Raw genomic sequence first — 20121 nt, forward strand, 5'->3', positions numbered from 1 at the left:
GAGCCGGTTCCGATGATCACCAGGTCGTGGTGACGCACGCGGTGTTTTGTGCCCGGCCCGGGTGACCTCCAACCGTCTCAGGTGGCCCCGTCGATCTCGATCATCACCGGGCCGCCCCGGCGGTCAGCCCCGTCGAGCAAACTCGACGGGATGCGGAACACCCGCCCGGGTGCGGCCGGCCAGGGCAGTCGCCGGTGGCCGATGACCTTTCCAGCCTGCAGCGCAACCACTTTCGGGGTATGGATGTACTCGTCGGTCCAGGCCAACAGTCGGTGTCGGGCCGGGGCCGGATCTCCCGGGCGCAGCAGTGACGGCGCGATCCAGCGCAGCGGCGCTGCCACCTGGACCGCGATGCCGTCCTGCGACGCCTGCCGTCCACCCAGATGGTTACGCACCTGCGCGGCGACGTGCCTGCCGTCCAGGGCAGCCACGTCGGCGGTGTCGACGGGGTGGCACAGGTTGCCGATGGCGAACACCCCCGGACGACTGGTGCGCAGGGCGGTGTCCACCGTGGGCCCCAGGGTGCCGGCGTCCAGCGCCAACCCACCGGAGCGCACGAGTTCGTGGTCGGGGATCCAGTCGCCGGTGAGAACCACGGTGTCGCAGTCGACGATGCGCCTGGCTCCGGTGTCGAGGTTCTCGATCTCGACAGCCTCGACGGTCGGCTTTCCGAGGATCCGCGTGACGCGGGTGCGGGTGGCGACGTGCGTGCGCTGGAGCGTCGAGCGCTGTTCGGTGGTCATCAGCACCGTCTTGCAACCGGCGTGACGCAGCGTGAGCACCGCCGAGTAGCTGACCAGTTCGGCCCCCACCACCACCGCACGCGTACCGACCTTGCCGTGTTTGAGGTGGACGACGTTCTGCAGGTGGCCCGTGGTGTAGATGCCTGCGGAACGGTCGCCGGGGATCAGTCGCGCGGACCGGGGCCGTTCACGCGCGCCGGTGGCCAACACCACCGCGTGCGCTGAAATCTGCTCGCGCCCTTGGGGTGACGTGATCTCCAGAGTCCGCTCGTCGGCCCACCCCGTGACCATGGTGTTGGTGCGGACAGCTGCCCTGGCCGCCTGGGCGACCAGCCGGCGGGCATACTCGGGGCCGCTGACGAACCGCTTCATGTCGCGGATGCCGTAGCCGGGGTGATCACTGTGCCGCGGGATCCCGCCCGCCTCATTCTCTCGTTCCAGCACAACAACATTCAGGTCGGTAGCCAGTTCGGCGGCGGCAGTCAGGCCCGCCGGTCCCCCTCCGACGATCACGACGTCGTAGGTCATCGGTTGGCCTCGATCTCACAGTTGTCGTTCATCAGTGCCTGCACTTCGGCGCCGCAGAAGAAGGCCTGGCAGCGTCCGTTCATCACCCGGGTTCGTCGCCGCAGCCCGTCGAGCGCGGCCGGTGGAATCACCGAGTGGCAGGCATCGCGGATCTCACCCTCGGTGACGCGTTCACAGAAGCAGACGATGCGACCGTACGCCGGGTCCTCCGCGATCATCTCAGGCCGCTGGTACGGACGCGGGAACGCCTCGCCGAGGTTGGGCATGACCGGTGGCGCGGGAAGATCGTCACTAGGTACCAATTCCATTCCAGCGGAGGAAAGTTGGTCATGCACATACTCGGCGACAGCCATTCCTGAGGTCAGACCGGTGGACCGGATACCGCCCACCAGCAGGTAACGCTGCGCTGGATCAGCTTCGATCAGGTAGTCCGAATGGTCGATGGCCGCGCGCAGACCCGCGTAAGTGGCCGTCACCTCCTCGTCGAGCAGCCGCGGCATGAGGGTGCGCCCCTTCTCGAGGAGGAACTCGAAGCCGGCCTCGGAGGTGCCCGTGGCGGTGCGGTCCTGCAGGTCCTCGGATGTGGGTCCGAGCATGACGTTGCCGTAGATGGTAGGGCTGACCAACACCCCTTTGCCGCGCGACGTCGGCACCGGTAGCACGATCTTGTCGACCAACGGGCGGGCCAGTTTGTCGTAGACGATGAGTTCACCGCGCCGCGGGGTGACCGTGAAGCGGCTGTATCCGAAGAGGGCGTCGATCTTGTCGGCACCCAGTCCGGCGGCATTGACCACCCAGCGAGCCTGCACCGGCCCCTTGACGGTGTGGACGGTGGTGAACTCCGCACTGCTGTCGATGGATTCGACACGACGGCCGGTCAGCAACGTGGCGCCGCGGTTGACCGCATCGGTGGCCAGTGCCAGGTTGACCGTCCAGGTGCAGATGATCGACTCATCAGGCACCGTCAGGCCACCCAGTGCACCGGGGCCGAGGTGGGGAACCTGCTGGTACACCTCCTCGGAGCCCACCAGCACGCACTGGTGGTAGCCGTTCTCCTCGGCCTTGTGTAGCAGTGCGGGCAGCGCATCCAGCTGCTCCTGGTCCCAAGCCACCAGGATCGCGCCGGTGTGTTCCACCGGAATGCCGGTGTTTACCGCGTATTTCGACAGCAGCTGGTAACCGCGTCGCACCATCTCCGATTCGAGCGTTCCGGGTTTGGCGTCGAATCCGGTGTGCAGGATGGCGGTGTTGGCCTTGCTGGTGCCGTCGCCCACGTCGTCGCGTGCCTCCAACAGGGCCACCGACACGTGGTGGCCGGAGAGCTCACGGGCAATTGCCGAGCCGACGATGCCGGCCCCGATGACGGCCACATCATAAATCACTGGAAAGTCCTATCAGCTAAAAGTCGCCACTGCGAACGGAATTCGGCGGCACGGTCGTTGCTCCACGCCGGCTCGTAGGTGGCCGCCGGCGACCAGTCGGGAACCACCTCCCCCAGCGCTCGGGTGGGGTCGAGACTCAGTTTGGCCAATGCCGCCGCTCCGAGCGCAGTGGCGTGTGGTGAGGGATAGACGTCCACCGGAACCTGGGTCAGGTCGGCGCAGGCCTGCATCAGGATCCTCGACCGGGTGAGACCGCCGTCGACCCGAAGCCGGGTCAGGGGCGCGGCGCTGTCGGAGTTGATGGCGGTGACCAGCTCGGCGATCTGCGCGGCGATGCCCTGCAGCACCGCGAGCACCAGATGTCCACGTCCTGTCGACAGGGTCATCCCGGCCAGCACGGCTCTGGCCTGCGACTTCCACCACGGTGCTGCCAGCCCGGCCAACGCGGGCACACACAGCACTCCCTCGGTGTCCGCGGCGGCCACCCGGTCCATCTCCTCGGCGCCGGAGATGACGCCCAGTGAGATCAGCCATTTCACTGCTGAGGCTGCGGTGTAGACCTGGCCGTCGACACAGAAGGTGTCCTGCCCCGCAACCCGCCAGGCCACCGAGGAGGTCAGCCCCGCGGTCGATCGCACCCCGCTGCCGCCGGTGTTGGCCAGCAGGAAGGCACCTGTTCCGAGGGTGCACTTCGCCGTGCCGGGGTCCAGACAGGATTCTGCGAGCAACGCGGCCTGCTGGTCGACCACCACTCCGCCGACGGGTACCTCCTCTCCGAAGAGCTTTGTGGTGCCGATGATTTCGTCGTTGGCGACGATGGCGGGCAGCCGTTCCTGGTCGAGTCCGAACAGTGCCAGCAGCTCAGTGCTCCAGCCCTGGTCACCCAGCTCGGCCACCAGCGACCGACTGGCGGTGGTGGCGTCGGTGACGAATGCTCCGGTGAGCTGGTGCAGTAGCCACGTATCCGTCGTGGTCACCACACCTGCGGTGGTGACGTTGCGCCGCAACCAGGCCATCTTGGGCGCGGAGAAATACGGATCGAGCACCAAGCCTGTCCGTGCTGCCAACTCGACAGCATGGTCTTCCACAGCGGCGCAGATGCTTTCGGCACGCCGGTCCTGCCAGACGATCGCCGAGCCCAGTGGTCGGCCGGTGTCGGGGTCCCACGCCAGCACAGTTTCACCCTGGTTGGCCAGCGACACCACGTCGATGCGTCGTCCCGCTTCGGCGACGGCGGCGCGGCCGGCGCCGAGCACGGACTCCAGGAGTTCACCGGGGTCCTGCTCGACGCCGCCGTCCGTGAGATACACCGGGTGCACCGGGATCTCGGCGAGCCCCACCACTGCACCGGAGTCGTCGACCACGATGGCCTTGGTCCCCGAGGTGCCCTGGTCGATGGCGAGAACTGTCAACGTGCGCCCTGGTTGTCGAGTTCGGCGTCGATGGAGTGCATATCGGGCATCTTGAGACCGTCCTTACCGCGGGTCACCAGAAGATAGCCCAGGTAGCAGGCGCCGATGGCCACCATCACCAATACGTAGAGCCACGGATCGCGGAACGAGGCGTCCCGGAACAGCGACAGCGCGAACACCAACCAGATGACGGCGACGACCATGATCGGCACCTCCCAACGGCCCAGGCTGAAGCCCGCACTCGGCGGCAGCTTGCGACGGGTGGCGATGTAGAGAACGACGGTGATGGCGTAGATGACCGCAGGCAGCAGTGTTGCCGCACCGAAGAGTTTGAACAGTGCGTCGGTGCTGGTGGAGAAGATCCCGAGGATCACAGCCGATATGGCGGTGAGCGCGATCGTCGCGTTCAGCGGGGTCTTGGTCTTCGCGTTCACCTTGTTGAGCACCTGCCAGCCGGGGAAGCGCTGGTCACGGGACATGGCCCAGACCAGGCGGACACCGGACAGCAGGATCACCAGACCGCAGGCGAAGATCGCGATGGCCACCAGCACCAGCAGGGCCGTGCCGACGAAGGAGCCGAGGATGTCGCGGATGACGTCGGCGATCGGGGTGCCCGATTCGGCCAGCGCCACCGGATCGTCGACCGCGGCCGTCACGACGAGCAGGAACAGGAAGCCCAGCACACCGGAGGCCAGCACCGCCTGCCACATGGCCCGCGGCACAACGATTTCCGGTCGCTTGGTCTCCTCGGCGAGGTTGGCTGCGGATTCGAAGCCGACGATGGTGAACGCGCCCAGCAGGAAACCGAGCATCCACGGACCCGCCGCAGTGGCGGTGCCGAAGCTCCAATACCCTTCGGCGGGAACAGCTCCGGTGGAGAACAGGTTACCCACCGACAGCTTGTGCGCGGCCACTCCGACGATGAACAGCAGCACCACCAACGCCACCATGCCGACCAGTTCGGCCGTCACGGCGAAGTTGTTGACCCGTTCGGTCCATTTCATCGACAGCCCGACCAGCATCGCCTGCAACAGCAGCACGCCTGCGGTGATCAGGAAGGCGGTGGCGGGGGTGCCCTCGAAGTCGAACAGGGCGGGCACCACGGTAGAGGCGACGGTGTAGTCGACGGCGACCACGACGATGGCCAGGAAGGTGAACGAGATCCACCCGGTGATCCAGCCGAGGATCGGGTTGGCCAGTCGCGACACCCATTGGTAGGCGTAGCCGGTGACGGGGATGCGCGCGGCCAGCGAGCCCAGCAGCAGGGCGACGGCCAGCTGCCCGACGATGACGATGGGCCAGGTCCAGATGCCCATGGGGCCGGAACTGCCCAGCACGCTGCCGTAGGTGGTGAAGATGCCGGTGGCGATGGAGACGAAGGCGAACGCGACGGCGAAGGACGCGAAGCGTCCGGTGGAACGTTCGAGGCTCTCGGTGTAGCCGAACTGAGCTACCGAACTTCTGGAAGAATCTGTCATTGGATCGGGCTTTCTGACTGAAGTTGACTGTTCGGAAGGATTTGTCTGGTCCCGCGGGCGGCGCTGCAACGCCGCCCGCACCCGTCTCACGGGCGTGCTGACAGCACCGCACCTCCCGTCTCCTCGAATGCGGCGGCCACACCCGCGTCGGTGTTGGCGTCGGTGATCAGGCCGGTGACCGCGCTCAGCGGGCACACCCGATACGGCGCAACCTGGCCGACCTTGGACGAGTCGGCCAGGATGTAGCTGCGCGCGCTGTTGGCGATGATGGTGCGGCGCACGTCGATCTCGTCGAGGTGAAAGTCGGTCAGACCTGCTTCGGCGTGCACTCCGCCGGATCCCAGCAGTGCGATGTCGGCGTAGATGTCGACGAAGAACGCTTTGGCGTGGGCACTCGAGCAGGCCAGGTCACCCGGGCGTACCCGGCCGCCGGCCAGCAGCACTTCGACGTTCGGGCGGTCGGCGAGCTCGACCGCGACGGGCAGTGACGGCGTGACGACCGTACCGACGAACCCGCGCGGGATGGCCTGGGCAACGGCCACCGCGGTGGTGCCGATGTCGATGACGACAGTCTGCCCGTCCTCGAGCAGGCCCGCTGCCAGTCGCGCGAGCTGGGCTTTGGCCTGGTGCCGGATCATCGAGCGCTCGGTGTACGACGGCTCGATGACGCGGCGGCTCTCCACTGGCGCAGCGCCGCCGTGCACCCGTCGCAGTGCGCCCTTCTCCTCGAGCAGCGCCAGGTCACGGCGCACGGTCTCGGCGGAGACTCCGAGGCGGCGGACCAGTTCATCGGTGCTGACGGCCTGCGCAGCAGCGACCGCTTCGACAATCGCTTCATGGCGTTCGACCGGGAGCACGTCAGATGACCGTTTGTGTGGAACTGTGACCGCGCATGACTGTAAGTGTGGGATGTGGTGGGTCACTCGTCAACCGGAAGAACCGAGCGATCCGCCGGAATCACGCGTTAAGGACCTGGCACGGACTCCGACCAACCGTACGGTAGGTTCGCGACTGTGGATGCCCCCGAAGCGCTGGCCCCGTGGATGTCCGCCCACGGCCTGGGCGACGGGCCGCTGACGAACGTCACTCCGATCACCGGCGGCACCCAGAACGTCATGCTGCGGTTCGAGCGGTCCGGCCGTCCCTATGTGTTCCGCCGCGGGCCACTGCACCTGCGCCCGGTCAGCAACAAGGTGATCCTGCGTGAGACCACGGTGCTACAGGCACTCGCCGACACCGACGTCCCACACCCCGGCCTGATCGCCGTGTGCGACAGCATCGACGTCCTCGGTGACGCGGTCTTCTATCTGATGGAACCGATCGACGGCTTCAATGCCGGCGCCGCGCTGCCGGAGCTGCACGCCTCCGATCCGCAGATCCGTCATCAGATGGGACTGTCGATGGCCGACGCGCTGGCCCGCCTGGGCGCGGTGGACCACGTGGCCGTCGGGTTGTCCGACTTCGGGAAACCGGACGGATTCCTGGAGCGCCAGGTACCGCGCTGGACTTCCGAACTGGAGTCCTACCAAGATTTCGACAACTACTCCGGCGCCGAGATCCCCGGCTTCACCGATGTCGGAGCGTGGCTGCAGGACAACGTCCCCACAGCCTGGACGCCGGGCATCATGCACGGCGACTACCACTCCGCCAACGTCATGTTCTCGCCCACCGGACCCGACGTGGTGGCGATTGTCGACTGGGAGATGTGCACCATCGGTGATCCGTTGCTGGATCTGGGCTGGATGATGGCCACCTGGCATCTACCCGGCGAGAGTGAGGTCCTGGACCACGCGCTGATGAAGGCCGGTGGTCTGGCCACCCACGCGGAGATCCTCGAACGCTACGGCCGTGGCAGCACCCGCGACCTGTCGAACATCAACTGGTATGCGGCCATGGCGTGTTTCAAACTCGGAGTCATCCTCGAAGGCACCCATGCCCGAGCGTGTGCGGGCAAGGCGCCCAAGGAAATCGGCGATCTGCTTCACGCCGCGACACTGCGGTTGGTCGACCGTGCCCACACGTTCATGGACGGCGCTCTGTGATCGACGCCGAGATCCCCGATGCGCACGCAGTCGAGTACACCATCGCCCACCAGGCCCTGAGGAGCCCGTCATGACCGTTCTGGATTCCTTCCGACTCGACGACAAGGTCGTCATCGTCACCGGCGCCTCCTCCGGCCTCGGCGTCGCGTTTGCCCAAGCCTTCGCCGAAGCCGGGGCCGATGTCGCGCTCGGCGCGCGCCGCGTCGAAAGGCTTTCCGACACCGCCGCTTTGGTGACCGCGACCGGCCGCCGGGCGGTGACCGTTGGCACCGACGTGGCGGATCCGGCGGCCTGCCAGGCGCTGGTGGACGCCACCATGGAGGCGTTCGGGCGCGTCGACATCCTGATCAACAACGCCGGCATCGGCACCGCCGTCCCCGCCACCCGGGAAGCGCCGGAGGAGTTCCGCAAGGTCATCGACGTCAACTTGCACGGCTCCTACTGGATGGCGCAGGCGTGCGGGCGCGTGATGGAGCCGGGCAGCTCGGTGATCAACATCTCCAGCGTCCTGGGCATCACCACAGCCGGGCTGCCGCAGGCCGCGTACGCCGCGTCGAAGGCCGCCGTCATCGGCCTGACCCGTGACTTGGCTCAGCAGTGGGGCTCCCGCAAGGGAATTCGTGTCAACGCGCTGGCTCCCGGGTTCTTCAAGTCCGAGATGACCGACGAGTACAAGCCCGGTTACCTCGACACCCAGATGCCGCGGGTGGTGCTGGGCCGCACCGGCGACCCTGCCGAACTGGCGGCCACCGCGGTGTGGCTGGCCTCGCCCGCGGGCGGTTACGTCACCGGCCAGACCATCGCCGTCGACGGCGGGTTGACCATCACCTAGCTCAGCTGGGGTCCAGCGTCATCCAATTCAGCCGCGCGGCATGCGCGGCGCCATCGGCATCACCCGACTCCGCCCGATCGGCGATCTCGGCGTGCTGCGCCACCGATGACCGCCCGACCAGTGACGAGAACCGGACCCTCTCCATCCGGCGCAGCAGCGGCGTGTGCTGATCCAACACTGCCTTGGCTGCCGCATTGGCGCTCAGATCCACTGCCACGGCATGGAACTCGTCGTCCGCGGCAATGGCGCCGTCCACATCCTTGGTGCGCAGGGCCAGCGCGAACCGCTCATTGGCCAGCCGCATTGCCGCGATGTGGTCGGCAGTCATGATCGGAACCGCCTCGCGCACCGCCAGTTCGTGCATGGCCGCCACCACCGACTGCGCATCCTTCATCGCCCGCGTGTCCAGCGGGCTGACCATCGTGAAGCGACCGGGCTTCGTCTGCACCAGCCCGGCCGCCTCCAACCGCGCCAGCGCCTCCCGGATCGGGGTGCGACTCACCCCGAGCCAGGCACTCAACTCGGCATCGACCAGCTTCTCCTCCGGTTCCAACGTGCCGTCGACGATGGCCGCACGGATAGCGGTGAAGGCGTCATCACGGAGCAGCTGCCGCTTGGGCGCTGCCTTTTGGGGCACCGGCATACAGAATTTCTGCCTTCCACATGCACTTTTGTCAACTGCATCAGTGCGATATATTGCATTTCATGGCCATCGCAGACTTCGCTCGCTATCCCCTGACCTTCGGGCCCAGCCCCGTCCACCGCCTGGAACGGCTCACCGCGCATCTCGGTGGCGCACAGATCTGGGCCAAGCGTGAGGACTGCAACTCCGGCCTCGCCTTCGGTGGCAACAAAACCCGCAAACTCGAGTACATCGTCCCCGACGTACTCGCCCAGGGTGCCGACACACTGGTGTCCATCGGTGGCTACCAGAGCAACCACACCCGCCAGGTCGCCGCCGTCGCCGCGAAACTCGGCCTCAAGGCCCGACTGGTCCAGGAGAAGTGGGTGGACTGGGACGACCCGGTCAATGACAAGGTGGGCAATATTCTGCTGTCGCGCATCATGGGCGCCGACGTGCGCCTGGACCCCGCCGGGTTCGACATCGGTATCCGCTCCTCCTGGGAGGACGCCATCCGCGAGGTCGAAGAGTCCGGCGGCAAGCCCTATCCCATCCCGGCCGGCGCTTCCGAGCACCCGCTTGGCGGGCTGGGTTTCGCCAACTGGGCCCACGAGGTGCAGAAGCAGGAGGCCGAACTCGGCATCTTCTTCGACACCATCATCGTCTGCACGGTGACGGGTTCCACCCACGCCGGCATGATCGCCGGATTCGCCGGGCAGGACCGCCCGCGTCGCGTGCTGGGTATCGACGCCTCCGCGACTGTCGACAAGACGCGCGCTCAAGTAGCGCGAATTGCCCGGCACACAGCCGAATTGATCGGGCTCGACCGCGACCTGCGTGACGACGAGATCACCGTCCTCGAAGGCTGGGCCGGTGACCTGTACGGCATCCCGGTGGAGTCGACCCTGGAGGCGATCAAGCTCTCCGGTCGGCTCGAGGGCATGATCATCGACCCGGTGTACGAGGGCAAGTCGATGGCCGGGCTGATCGATCTGGTGAAAGACGGCACGATCCCCAAGGATTCGAATGTCCTCTACGCGCACCTGGGTGGACAGCCCGCGCTGAACGCCTACTCCGGGGTCTTCTGAACCGCTTGGAGTCCGGCCCTCGGTTCCAGGCCGAAGTGATGAGTGCGCTTCTGTACCGTCGAACGGGTGTTGATCTGGATCAACGGGGCCTTCGGCGCAGGTAAGACCCACAGTGCCCACGAGTTGCACCGAAGGCTGCCCGGCAGTGAGGTCGCCGATCCCGAACTCATCGGGTTCGCGATGCACAAGATGCTGCCCGCCGCGGCGCGCCGTGACTTCCAAGACCTCCCGGGCTGGCGCGCTGCGGTGGTGGCGACGCTGCGCGAAGCCGAACGCACCGCCGACGGGCCGGTGATCGTGCCCATGACACTTGTACGTGACGACTACTTCGACGAGATCGTCGGCACCTTGCGGGCGGACATCGAGGTCCGACATGTCACGCTGGTGGCCTCACCGGCGACACTGCGGGCACGGTTGGGCACGCGTCTCGAGGCACTCGGGAGCCGGGTGTTCGGCGGCGACGGCACGTGGGCCATGCAGCAGATCGACCGGTGCGTCACTGCGCTGGCTGATCCCAGGTTCGCCAGCCACATTCCCACCGATGGCCGTTCACTCGACGAGGTGGTGGAGACCGTCGCCGCCGAGGTCGGGCTGAAACTCAGTGGCCCACGGTTGTCCCCGTTGCGTTTTCAGCTACGCCGCCTGTCTGTGGCAGCCCGGCACATTCGCCTCTGAGCTAGCTGCTCGAGCCCGGCATCCTCTGGACCACGACGTATCCGAGGTCCTGCATGATCGCGAGCATCAACGGGCTCAGGGTCCGATCACCCGGGCCGCGATCAATACCAGGATTCATCAGATCGTCGATCGTGTCGTCGTCGACATGGGCGACGTTACTGGCCGTCCACGGGTCCTCGGCAAACAGCGGGACCAGACCACCATGTACCGCAACAGCATTGGGGCCGGCATAGAACAAGCCCCCGTTACCGCCAGTGAGGTTCGGGTCCAGTTCGCGCCTCCAGGTGAGGTCGCGCCCGATAGCCCGGGCTCCGGAACTGTCGACCAGGAAGCTGTCATACACGGTCCAGTACGTGCCGGTGTTGGCACCTGGGGCCTGCACCATGGAGATGAACCCGAAGGAGTGCATCAGTTCATGCATGGCGACCGTGCTGAAGTCGAGTTCGTTGGGCCCCACCGACGTTCCCAGTGCCCACGGGTAGGCAAAGTTCCAGGTGATGAACCCGTCTGCGGCAGCACCGTTGGGATCCGTACCGGTGCGGAGCTTGTTCTGCACCCAGGTCTGCAGGAAGGCGTCGCCGGTGACGGCCAGTCCGCTGCTGGCGGTGGCCAGAATGGAGGTACTCGCCGAGTCCCAGCCGGTGACCTCGTAGTCCAGGGTGACGGCCTTCTCCACGATGATGTTGTCGGCGAAATATCTTGCTGCCGAATTCAATTCGGCTCGCCGTTCGGTCGTCCAGTGCTCTGCGCCCGTGGTGTAGGTGAATTCGAAGCTGACCGCCCCCTGGTTGACCAGCACCGAGGAGCGGGTACCCGATGACCACAACAGGTCGAGAAGGTTGACGTGCGGGCCCGTGTCGTCGGCGACGATGACAAATGTGTCCACCCCGCCGAAACCCGCATCGGGTACGTACGTCCACGAGCCGTCAGCTCCGAGCACCACCGTGCCTGCCGTCGGCCGCTTGGACAGCCGATAGACGACGGCATCCCCTTCCGGATCGGTTGCCTGCACGTGTCCGACAATCGATTCGCCCGCCGCACCACCGGTGATGACGGTGCCACCGACAGTCGGTGCCTGATTGAACAGCGACTGTCGCACCGCTGCGGGCAATGTGGCGACGACACCCCGCACCAGGTTCTCGACGGGATCCCGGCTTGGCGATGGGCTTTGTTGTGTCGCCCATGGCCGATCGGAACCGATGACCGCGGCCTGCGCCGCCCACCGCGCGGTGGGGGTGTTCGGCGGGACCACGACGTAACCGAGGTCAGCCAGGATCCCGAGCTCGATGGGACTGAGTGCGTGCAGCCCGGGACCCGCGACCGTGCCGGCGTTCATCAGCAGCCTGTCGATCCCGGTGAAGGTGTGGTCATCCAGGTGCGATCCCGAGCTGCCTGACGCCCAGGGATTGGGCGTGTAGAGCGGCACCGGCGCGCCGTACGCCGCAACGGCATTGGGGCCGCCGAAGTACAGGCCGCCATTGCCGCCGGTCAGGTTGGGATCAAAGGCGCTGTTCCACTGGCCATCTGCACCGATCACCACGGTGCCGTCCGCCGTGGTGATCCATCTCTCGAAGTCCGCCCGATTCGGGTTGGAGTTCTCACCCGCCGCGTCCACGCTGCCCGCGAAACCGAGCGAGTGTGTCAGTTCGTGCAGCGCCGTGGTCCGGAAGTCGAGCTGCGTCGGCGTCGCAGTACCAGTCAGAGCCCAGTCGCGACCGAAGTTCCAGCTGATCCATCCATCAGCCTGGTCACCGTTGGCGTCGGCCCCCGTCTGCAGTTTGTGTTGCACGATGCCGGGAAAGAAGCCGGCAGTCTCGGTGTCGATCAGTTGACTGAAGCCCGTGGCCAGAGTGGGCGAATCCCAGTCCTCGTAGGCCTCGACGTCATAGGTGAGCGTCACCGGTTTGGTCACCAGGAAGTAGCCCATCAGTGCGTCGGCAGCATCACGCAGTGCAGCCTGTCGCTCCGGAGTCCAGTGTTCGGCCCCGGTGGTGTAGTTGAAGGCGAAGTTGACGGCACCCTGGTTGACCAGCACGTCGGCGCGGGTTCCGAGCGGGCGGAACAGGTCTGCCAGGTTCACGTGCAGGCCGACGTCGTGCGCCGCGACGGTGAAGGTCGCAACGCCATCGAAGTCCGTGCCGGGCGTGTACGTATAGGTGCCATCCGGATTGATCTGCACAATGCCCGATTCCGGGCCGCGCACCAGTCGATAGACGAGGCGGTCACCGTCGGGATCGACGGCATCGATCCGCCCGGTAACCGGTCCGGACGACCCGGCAGTCAACGTCACCGGCGCGACCACCGGCGCCTGGTTGAGAAAGGTCCGGCGCACGAAGTAGAGCCCGCCGTTCAACAGGTCCTTCACCGGCTCACCTACCGGCAGGGACTCGATGGCCTGCTTCGACGATTCGGTGAACGCCTCGATCTGTCCGGCGACGTCCTGGCGGCGTTCGGTATCGCGCCCCTCGGTCCGGGTGGCCCAGCGCTTGACGGGCTCAGCGACGTCATCCTCAGCATCGAGAAGATCGTCGGTGTCGGAGGTTTCCGAAGTTTCCAGATCTTCGGGCTCGTCGTCGTCGGACTCGTCGTCGGACTCGTCGTCTTCGAGCTCAGGCTCGGAGTCGTCGGGCTCGGGCTCGGAGTCGTCGGGCTCGGGCTCGTCAGTGTCGGGCTCGGGCTCGTCGCCGGCGTCGGTCTGTGCGGCCGCGCTGGAGGAGGGCTCGGAGTCAGAGGATGCCGAAGACTGCGCCGACGCCGACGTGCTCTCGGTCTCGGCGGCGGCCACGCCGATCTCCGGCGCCAGGGTCGAGAACCCCAGCAACGCCGCACTGACACCCGCAGAGGCAGCCCCCAGCTGCAGCCACCGGCGCACGCGGAAACTCTCAGATCGACGAACAGGGCGAGTACCAGTCCGACCCGCCACGTTTTACCTCTCCGCAAATTTTAGGAGAGCTCAAGATAGCGCACCGCCAACCGCAGTGCAGCTAATCGATTGTGAACCCGGCGAGCCGCCGGAGGTGTGTGCTGAGTGCGCCCGAAGGGATTCGAACCCCTAACCTTCTGATCCGTAGTCAGATGCTCTATCCGTTGAGCTACGGGCGCTTGGTCCAACTATTCAGTTATGTGGCGGAGGCGAGAGGATTTGAACCTCCGGTCCGCTTTAAGGCGGACAACTCATTAGCAGTGAGTCCCATTCGGCCGCTCTGGCACGCCTCCTTGAACGTCCTTGGAGATTACCGGACCGTCTTGGTAGCACCGGAACCGCCGAGGCAAGAGCGTACAGCCACTCACATATGCTGACCAAATGACCGCCCGCTTGCGCCCGCTGATGGCCGACCTTCCGGCCTATACACCGGGCAAGACAGTGCCCGGCGCCATCAAGCTGGCCAGCAATGAAACCGTCGACGGCCCACTGCCGAGCGTGCGCGCAGCCATCGAGAACGCCACCGACAATCTGAACCGCTACCCCGACAACGGGTACGTCGAGCTCAAGGAACACCTGGCCAAGCACGTGGGTTTCGCTCCGGAGAACATCGCGGCCGGCTGCGGATCGGTGAGCCTGTGCCAGCAACTCATCCAGATCACCGCCACCGTCGGCGACGAGGTGATGTTCGGCTGGCGGGCTTTCGAGGTGTACCCGCTTCAGGTTCGAGTGGCCGGCGCCACGCCGGTCCAGGTTCCGCTGAAGGATCACACCCATGATCTGGACGCGATGCTGGCCGCCGTCACCGACCGCACCCGGCTGATCTTCGTCTGCAACCCGAACAACCCCACGTCCACCGTGGTGGACCCGGACAAGCTGGCCGCCTTCGTCGCGGCAGTTCCCAACGACATCCTGATCGCCATCGATGAGGCCTACGTGGAGTACATCCGCGACGGCCTGGTGCCCGACAGTCTCGGGCTGGTGCGCAACCACCCCAACGTGGTTGTGCTGCGCACGTTCTCGAAGGCCTACGGGCTGGCGGGCGCCCGGGTGGGTTACGCGGTGGGCGATCCGGACATCATCACCGCGCTGGGCAAGGTCTATGTGCCCTTCACCGCGACCAGCCTGAGCCAGGCGGCCGCCATCGCCTCCATCCAGGCCTCCGACGAACTGATGGCCCGCACCGACGCCGTGGTGCTCGAACGGGCTCGGGTGTCCGCCGCGCTGCGTGGCGCGGGCTACGAACTGCCGAACTCCCAGGCCAACTTCGTCTGGCTGCCCCTGGGGCCGGAACGCACCGCAGACTTCGTGGAACAGGCTGCCAACGCCCGGGTACTGGTTCGCCCCTACGGCACCGACGGCGTTCGCGTGACCATCGGTGCGCCGCACGAGAACGACACGTTCCTGGAGTTCGCTCTCGGCTGGATCTGAGGGGTCCAGGCCACCCGGCGGCCCGCCGCTGTTGATCGGGGCTGGCTATGCCGCGCCGTAGACAGGCACTACCGTCGACACGATGAAGGCATTCGCGGTCGCGGTCGCCGCCGTGGCGGTTGTCCTGTCGGGCTGCACCAACACCGTCGAAGGCGTGGTGGCACAGACCACCGAACCGGTGGCCGTGGACGGAATGACATGCGAAGACTTCACCGCCTTGAGCGACCGTGACCGTCGGGCCGTCATCGACGAGATCCTGGCCGACAAGACGGTCGACCAGCCGGTGTTCGTGGCCGGGCTGGCGCAGGTGATCTGCCAGGCCATCCCGGAGGCCGATCTGAAGGACGTCCTGCTCGGATTCGCCGGACGCTGACCCGCGAGTCCCGACCAACCGGTTAGCCTGGCGTCCATGGGTGACGTTTACGAATCGCTGTCCGTCGAGATCAAGGACCGCGTGGCGCAGGTGACGCTGCTGGGCCCGGGCAAGGGCAATGCCATGGGCCCGGCGTTCTGGGCCGAACTGCCGGTGGCGTTCCGCGCACTGGACGCCGACCCCGACGTCCGGGCCATCGTGCTGACCGGATCCGGCAGGAACTTCAGCTACGGACTGGACCTGGCCGCGATGGGCAACGTCCTCGGGCCCATGATGGCCGACGGTGCACTGGCGGGTCCGCGCGCCGATTTCCACGCTCACCTCAAGACCATGCAGGACGCCATCACCGCAGTGGCCGACTGCCGTACACCGACCATCGCCTCGGTGCAGGGTTGGTGCATCGGCGGAGGTGTCGACCTGATCAGCGCCGTGGACATCCGGTACGCCAGCGCCGACGCGAAGTTCTCGGTGCGCGAGGTCAAGCTGGCGATCGTCGCCGACGTCGGCAGCCTGGCTCGGTTGCCGCTGATCCTGAGTGACGGACACTTGCGGGAACTGGCATTGACAGGCAAGGACATCGACGCGGCACGGGCCGAAAAGATCGGCTTGGTCAACGACGTCTACGCCGATGCGGAGGCATCCCTGGCCGCCGCGCATGCCACGGCCGCCGAGATCGCCGCCAATCCCCCGCTGGTGGTCAAGGGCATCAAGGACGTCCTCGACGAGCAGCGCACCGCCGACGTCGCGGCGAGCCTGCGTTATGTGGCGGCGTGGAACTCGGCATTCCTACCGTCGAAAGATCTGACCGAGGGCATCTCCGCGATGTTCGCCAAACGGCCGCCGGAGTTCACCGGCCAATGACCCGGCCGCCCCATGGCGGTGGCGGAGGGATTTGAACCCCCGGACGGTGTTAGCCGTCTCTCGCTTTCAAGGCGAGTGCATTAGGCCGCTCTGCCACGCCACCGCCGACAAGCGTAGCGGCTCAGGCGCGGCCGAACTTACCCGGACGTTCGACGTGCTTGAGTGCGGTGCTGATGCGGCGGCAGTTCTCGCCCATGGCAGCCATCTGCGGACGCGAAAGCTGCCCCAGGAAGTGCGTGCGCACCCCTTTGCAGTAGGTCACCATCGCCTCGCGGACCACCTGGCGGCCCTCGTCGGTGATGGCGGCCAACACCCCGCGGCCGTCGTCCGGGCTGGCCATCCGCCGCACGAAGCCCTGTTTCTCCAGCCGTCGGATCTGCCGCGTCACCCGACTGGGCAACGACAGCAGTACCTGAGCCAGATCCCCCATCCGGGCCGAACCGGTGGGCGAGCGGTCGAGTGTGTCGAGCAGCCGCACGTCACTCAGCGTCAGCTGATGTGAGTCAGTGAGCCCCCGGTTCAATGCGGCATACATTCGCAATGCCGAATCGAGGAAGTGTTGCCACGCCCTCTCCTCGGCAATATCGAGCCCGGGCATATCGCTTGCGGTGCGCCCGGCAATCATCCCCTCCATGCGCTGATGGTAAGCGATGACGCCTTCCCAGGTAGTCCAAACCTGCAGGTAGTAGCGTGACGAATATGCGTGCGATTGTCGCAGAGTCGTCCGAGGAGCTGATTTGGCGCGACGTGCCCGATGTAGCGCCAGATCACGGGGAAATACTGATCAAGGTGGCTTGCGCGGGCGTCAATCGCGCCGATTTGCTGCAGGCCGCCGGCAAGTATCCGCCGCCGCCCGGCGCGAGCCCGATTCTGGGCCTCGAAGTTTCCGGAACCGTGGTGGGGCTGGGCGGTTCAACCACGGACTGGCAGATCGGGCAAGAGGTGTGCGCTTTGCTGGCCGGTGGTGGTTACGCCGAGTACGTCGCCGTTCCGTGCGGCCAGGTTCTCCCGCTCCCGGACGGAGTCAGCGTGTATGACGCGGCGGCCCTGCCGGAGGTCGCCTGCACGGTCTGGTCCAACCTGGTGATGACAGCGCACCTGTCGGCCGGGCAGTGGGTGCTGATCCACGGCGGCGCCAGCGGCATCGGCACCCACGCCATCCAGGTGGCCAGCGCGCTCGGCGCCAGGGTGGCAGTGACCGCAGGTTCGCGCGCCAAGCTCGACCTCTGCCGCGAGCTCGGCGCCGAGGTCGTCATCAGCTACCGAGACGAAGACTTTGTCGAGCGCATCAGAGATGCCTCCGCAGGCGCGGGCGCGGACGTCATCCTCGACATCATGGGTGCCTCCTACCTGGACCGCAACATCGATGCACTGGCCAACGACGGGCAGCTCATCGTGATCGGCATGCAGGGCGGAGTCAAGGGCGAACTGAATCTGGGCAAACTGATCAGCAAGCGGGCCAGGGTGATCGGCACCGCCCTGCGCGGACGGCACGTCGGGGGCGCGACGGGTAAGAGTCCGATTGTGCACGCTGTGGCGGAGTCGGTGTGGCCCATGATCGCCGACGAACAGGTGCGCCCGATCATCGGCGCGACGTTCCCCATCGAGGAAGCGGCCGACGCCCACCGCCTGCTGGAGTCGGGCCAGGTGACCGGGAAGATCCTGCTGACCGTCCAGCGCTGAGACTCAGCCGAGACTGGCGAGCGCGCGAACCAGCTGGTCCACCTCGTACATCGTCGAGTAGTGCGCCAGGCCCACGGTGACCGCACCGCCGACGTCGTTGACCCCGATGACGTCCAGCACCCGGGAGTTGGCGTTGGGAATGGCGAGCACGCCGTTGTCGGCCAACCGCTGCACCACCCGCTCGGCGGGCACGTTCTGCACGGCGAAGCTGACGACAGGTATGCGGTCATCCGGTGCGCCCAGCACCATCACCAGCGGCAGCGAGCGCAGCGACGTCAGCAGGTAGTCATAGATCCGGTCCAGATACGCGGCCGCGGATTGCATTGACACAGAGAGTCTTTCGCGCCGACTGCCCACAGCGGCCTCGTCCAGGCCGGCCAGGTACTCGATGCTGGCGACCACACCGCCGAGCAGACCGTACTGGTGCCCGCCCATCTCGAGGCGGGCCGGGCCGGTGGCATACGGGTTCATCGACACCGAACCGAAGCTGTCGATCAGGGCGGGGTCACGGAACACCAGGGCTCCGATCGGCGGGCCGCCCCAGCCGATGGCGTTGAGGGCTACGACGTCGACGTCTGATTCCTGGATGTCGATCAGCCGGTACGGCGCGGCAGCAGTGTGATCGACCACCACCAGACCGCCGATCTCGTGGGCGAGCTTGCTGACCGGACTCAGGTCGACGACGGTGCCCAGAGTGGCCGACGCCGACGCGATGGCCACCAGCCGGGTGGGCTTGGTGATCAGACCTTCCCACTGCCACTCGGGCAGCTCACCGGTCTCGATGTCGACCTCGGCCCATTTGACCTTGGCGCCATAGCGGTTGGCCGCGCGCAACCACGGCGAGATGTTCGCCTCGTCGTCCAGTCGGGTGACCACTAGCTCATAGCCCAGCCCCGCGCGCGACGACGAGGCGTCTGCCAACGACGTCAGCAACACTGCCCGGTCGGCGCCGAGCACAACGCCGTTCGGGTCGCCGTTGACCAGATCCGCGACCGCCTGCCTGGCGGCGTCCACCAGAGCGGCGCTGCGCCGTGCCGACGGATGGGGGCTGGATGCAGTGGCCATCGAGGTGCGAAACGCCGTCGACACCGTGGTGGAGACCGAGTCGGGCACCAACATGCCGGACTGCGCATCAAAATGCACCCAGCCGTCGCCCAGAGTCGGATGCAGACCACGCACCCGGGCGACGTCAAATGCCATGCCAGCCACCTTAGAAGGTCTACACAAGTTCTGGGTATTGGTCCGGTCGGGAGGCAGAGGGGTTTGACACACACCGCTGCTGACCGAACCGGGGTCACTGGCGAGCAATACTAGTCCAGTGTCCTCTGAGATCGGAGCGCTAACACCGCAGTTGTTGCTGGGCTACGGAAGACAAATTCCAGGGTGCACTATGGCGTTTGCCAGCAGTTGTGGATCACCGGCGAAAACGGCCGCTCCCGACAGCAGTCGACAGTCGTACTCCGGGGCCTGAGCCCCCACGGACTAGTGTCGCTAGACAACAGCGACCCATGGCGCGAAGGAACAGAGAAGAAGACGTGAGCACGGACGACGACAACATCGAGATCATCGGCGCGGATCCACAGCAGGCCGGCCCCGCAGACGGCGATGAAGACAAGTCGGTGACCGATCTGGTGCAGCAGCCCGCCAAGGTGATGCGGATCGGCACCATGATCAAGCAGCTGCTCGAAGAGGTGAAGGCCGCTCCGCTGGACGACGCCAGTCGCAACCGGCTCCGCGAGATCCACAAGACCTCCATCGCCGAACTCGAAGACGGCCTGGCGCCGGAACTGCGCGACGAGCTCGAGCGGCTGGCCCTGCCGTTCACCGAGGACACCGTGCCCTCGGATGCCGAACTGAGGATCGCGCAGGCCCAGCTGGTCGGCTGGCTGGAAGGTCTGTTCCACGGCATCCAGACCGCCCTGTTCGCCCAGCAGATGGCAGCCCAGGCACAGCTGGAGCAGATGCGCCAGGGTGCACTGCCGCCTGGTGTGAGCGCGCCGGGACAGCAACGCGGCGGCCAACATCCCGGCACCGGGCAGTACCTGTAG

Annotated in this window: 18 protein-coding genes and 3 tRNA genes; 9 read left to right on the forward strand and 12 right to left on the reverse strand. The window is 66.4% G+C overall.

Going from position 1 to position 20121, the window contains the following annotated elements; all coding sequences use genetic code 11:
• Positions 1-77: 77 nt before the first annotated feature.
• From BVC93_RS10820 to BVC93_RS10840, 5 genes are all read right to left on the reverse strand, one after another.
• Positions 78-1271: an NAD(P)/FAD-dependent oxidoreductase gene (locus BVC93_RS10820; RefSeq protein ID WP_083737163.1), complete on the reverse strand. Its 1194-nt coding sequence runs from the start codon at positions 1269-1271 to the stop codon at positions 78-80.
• Positions 1268-2653, reverse strand: coding sequence for an NAD(P)/FAD-dependent oxidoreductase (locus BVC93_RS10825; RefSeq protein ID WP_083737164.1), 1386 nt, complete (start codon positions 2651-2653; stop codon positions 1268-1270). Before BVC93_RS10825 ends, BVC93_RS10820 begins: the two co-directional genes overlap by 4 nt.
• Positions 2650-4065: an FGGY family carbohydrate kinase gene (locus tag BVC93_RS10830; protein WP_083737165.1), complete on the reverse strand. Its 1416-nt coding sequence runs from the start codon at positions 4063-4065 to the stop codon at positions 2650-2652. The genes BVC93_RS10825 and BVC93_RS10830 overlap by 4 nt, the downstream gene beginning before the upstream one ends.
• Positions 4062-5543, reverse strand: coding sequence for an amino acid permease (locus BVC93_RS10835; RefSeq protein WP_083737166.1), 1482 nt, complete (start codon positions 5541-5543; stop codon positions 4062-4064). Before BVC93_RS10835 ends, BVC93_RS10830 begins: the two co-directional genes overlap by 4 nt.
• Before the next feature lie 86 nt (positions 5544-5629).
• Positions 5630-6400 carry a DeoR/GlpR family DNA-binding transcription regulator gene (locus tag BVC93_RS10840; RefSeq protein ID WP_083737167.1) on the reverse strand — a complete coding sequence of 257 codons (771 nt, stop codon included), beginning with the start codon at positions 6398-6400 and terminating at the stop codon, positions 5630-5632.
• A gap of 186 nt (positions 6401-6586) precedes the next feature.
• Here BVC93_RS10840 and BVC93_RS10845 point away from each other — a divergent pair, with 186 nt between their 5' ends.
• Together BVC93_RS10845 and BVC93_RS10850 are read left to right on the forward strand one after the other, a co-directional pair.
• Entirely contained in the window at positions 6587-7585 is a 999-nt protein-coding gene (locus tag BVC93_RS10845) for a phosphotransferase family protein (RefSeq protein ID WP_083740963.1), read from the forward strand.
• A 70-nt stretch (positions 7586-7655) separates the two neighbouring features.
• Complete coding sequence (locus BVC93_RS10850) at positions 7656-8417, forward strand: SDR family NAD(P)-dependent oxidoreductase (RefSeq protein WP_083737168.1); 762 nt, start codon at positions 7656-7658, stop codon at positions 8415-8417.
• A 1-nt stretch (position 8418) separates the two neighbouring features.
• Here the strand turns inward: BVC93_RS10850 and BVC93_RS10855 are convergent, their stop codons facing one another.
• Positions 8419-9060, reverse strand: coding sequence for a GntR family transcriptional regulator (locus BVC93_RS10855; RefSeq protein WP_083737169.1), 642 nt, complete (start codon positions 9058-9060; stop codon positions 8419-8421).
• A 62-nt stretch (positions 9061-9122) separates the two neighbouring features.
• Between BVC93_RS10855 and BVC93_RS10860 the strand changes: the two genes are divergently transcribed.
• Together BVC93_RS10860 and BVC93_RS10865 are read left to right on the forward strand one after the other, a co-directional pair.
• Positions 9123-10127, forward strand: coding sequence for a 1-aminocyclopropane-1-carboxylate deaminase (locus BVC93_RS10860; protein ID WP_083737170.1), 1005 nt, complete (start codon positions 9123-9125; stop codon positions 10125-10127).
• A 66-nt stretch (positions 10128-10193) separates the two neighbouring features.
• Positions 10194-10802 (forward strand): AAA family ATPase, encoded by a 609-nt coding sequence (locus BVC93_RS10865; protein ID WP_083740964.1) that lies wholly within the window; start codon positions 10194-10196, stop codon positions 10800-10802.
• Position 10803: 1 nt separating this feature from the next.
• Here the strand turns inward: BVC93_RS10865 and BVC93_RS33030 are convergent, their stop codons facing one another.
• The 3 genes from BVC93_RS33030 to BVC93_RS10880 form a co-directional block, all read right to left on the reverse strand.
• Positions 10804-13674 (reverse strand): Ig-like domain-containing protein, encoded by a 2871-nt coding sequence (locus BVC93_RS33030; protein ID WP_157516859.1) that lies wholly within the window; start codon positions 13672-13674, stop codon positions 10804-10806.
• Between the two features lie 157 nt (positions 13675-13831).
• Positions 13832-13904, reverse strand: a tRNA-Arg gene (locus tag BVC93_RS10875).
• Positions 13905-13926: 22 nt separating this feature from the next.
• A tRNA-Ser gene (locus tag BVC93_RS10880) sits at positions 13927-14018 on the reverse strand.
• Positions 14019-14106: 88 nt separating this feature from the next.
• On the opposite strand from BVC93_RS10880, the gene hisC reads away from it, so the two are divergent.
• From hisC to BVC93_RS10895, 3 genes are all read left to right on the forward strand, one after another.
• The gene (hisC, locus tag BVC93_RS10885) at positions 14107-15156 is read left to right on the forward strand and encodes a histidinol-phosphate transaminase (RefSeq protein ID WP_083737171.1); all 1050 of its coding nucleotides are present in this window, start codon (positions 14107-14109) and stop codon (positions 15154-15156) included.
• An 82-nt stretch (positions 15157-15238) separates the two neighbouring features.
• Positions 15239-15529 (forward strand): hypothetical protein, encoded by a 291-nt coding sequence (locus BVC93_RS10890; protein ID WP_083737172.1) that lies wholly within the window; start codon positions 15239-15241, stop codon positions 15527-15529.
• 36 nt (positions 15530-15565) lie between these two features.
• Complete coding sequence (locus BVC93_RS10895; RefSeq protein ID WP_083737173.1) at positions 15566-16390, forward strand: crotonase/enoyl-CoA hydratase family protein; 825 nt, start codon at positions 15566-15568, stop codon at positions 16388-16390.
• A 13-nt stretch (positions 16391-16403) separates the two neighbouring features.
• Here BVC93_RS10895 and BVC93_RS10900 read toward each other — a convergent pair.
• Together BVC93_RS10900 and BVC93_RS10905 are read right to left on the reverse strand one after the other, a co-directional pair.
• A tRNA-Ser gene (locus BVC93_RS10900) sits at positions 16404-16493 on the reverse strand.
• A gap of 18 nt (positions 16494-16511) precedes the next feature.
• Positions 16512-17024 carry a MarR family winged helix-turn-helix transcriptional regulator gene (locus tag BVC93_RS10905; RefSeq protein WP_083737174.1) on the reverse strand — a complete coding sequence of 171 codons (513 nt, stop codon included), beginning with the start codon at positions 17022-17024 and terminating at the stop codon, positions 16512-16514.
• Positions 17025-17089: 65 nt separating this feature from the next.
• Between BVC93_RS10905 and BVC93_RS10910 the strand changes: the two genes are divergently transcribed.
• On the forward strand, positions 17090-18073 hold the full coding sequence (locus tag BVC93_RS10910) for an NAD(P)H-quinone oxidoreductase (protein ID WP_083737175.1): 984 nt from the start codon (positions 17090-17092) through the stop codon (positions 18071-18073).
• Between the two features lie 3 nt (positions 18074-18076).
• Here BVC93_RS10910 and BVC93_RS10915 read toward each other — a convergent pair whose 3' ends face one another.
• Complete coding sequence (locus BVC93_RS10915) at positions 18077-19273, reverse strand: cysteine desulfurase-like protein (RefSeq protein WP_083737176.1); 1197 nt, start codon at positions 19271-19273, stop codon at positions 18077-18079.
• A 308-nt stretch (positions 19274-19581) separates the two neighbouring features.
• On the opposite strand from BVC93_RS10915, the gene BVC93_RS10920 reads away from it, so the two are divergent.
• Entirely contained in the window at positions 19582-20121 is a 540-nt protein-coding gene (locus tag BVC93_RS10920) for a bacterial proteasome activator family protein (RefSeq protein WP_083737177.1), read from the forward strand.

This window comes from Mycobacterium sp. MS1601, assembly GCF_001984215.1.
Classification (GTDB): domain Bacteria; phylum Actinomycetota; class Actinomycetes; order Mycobacteriales; family Mycobacteriaceae; genus Mycobacterium.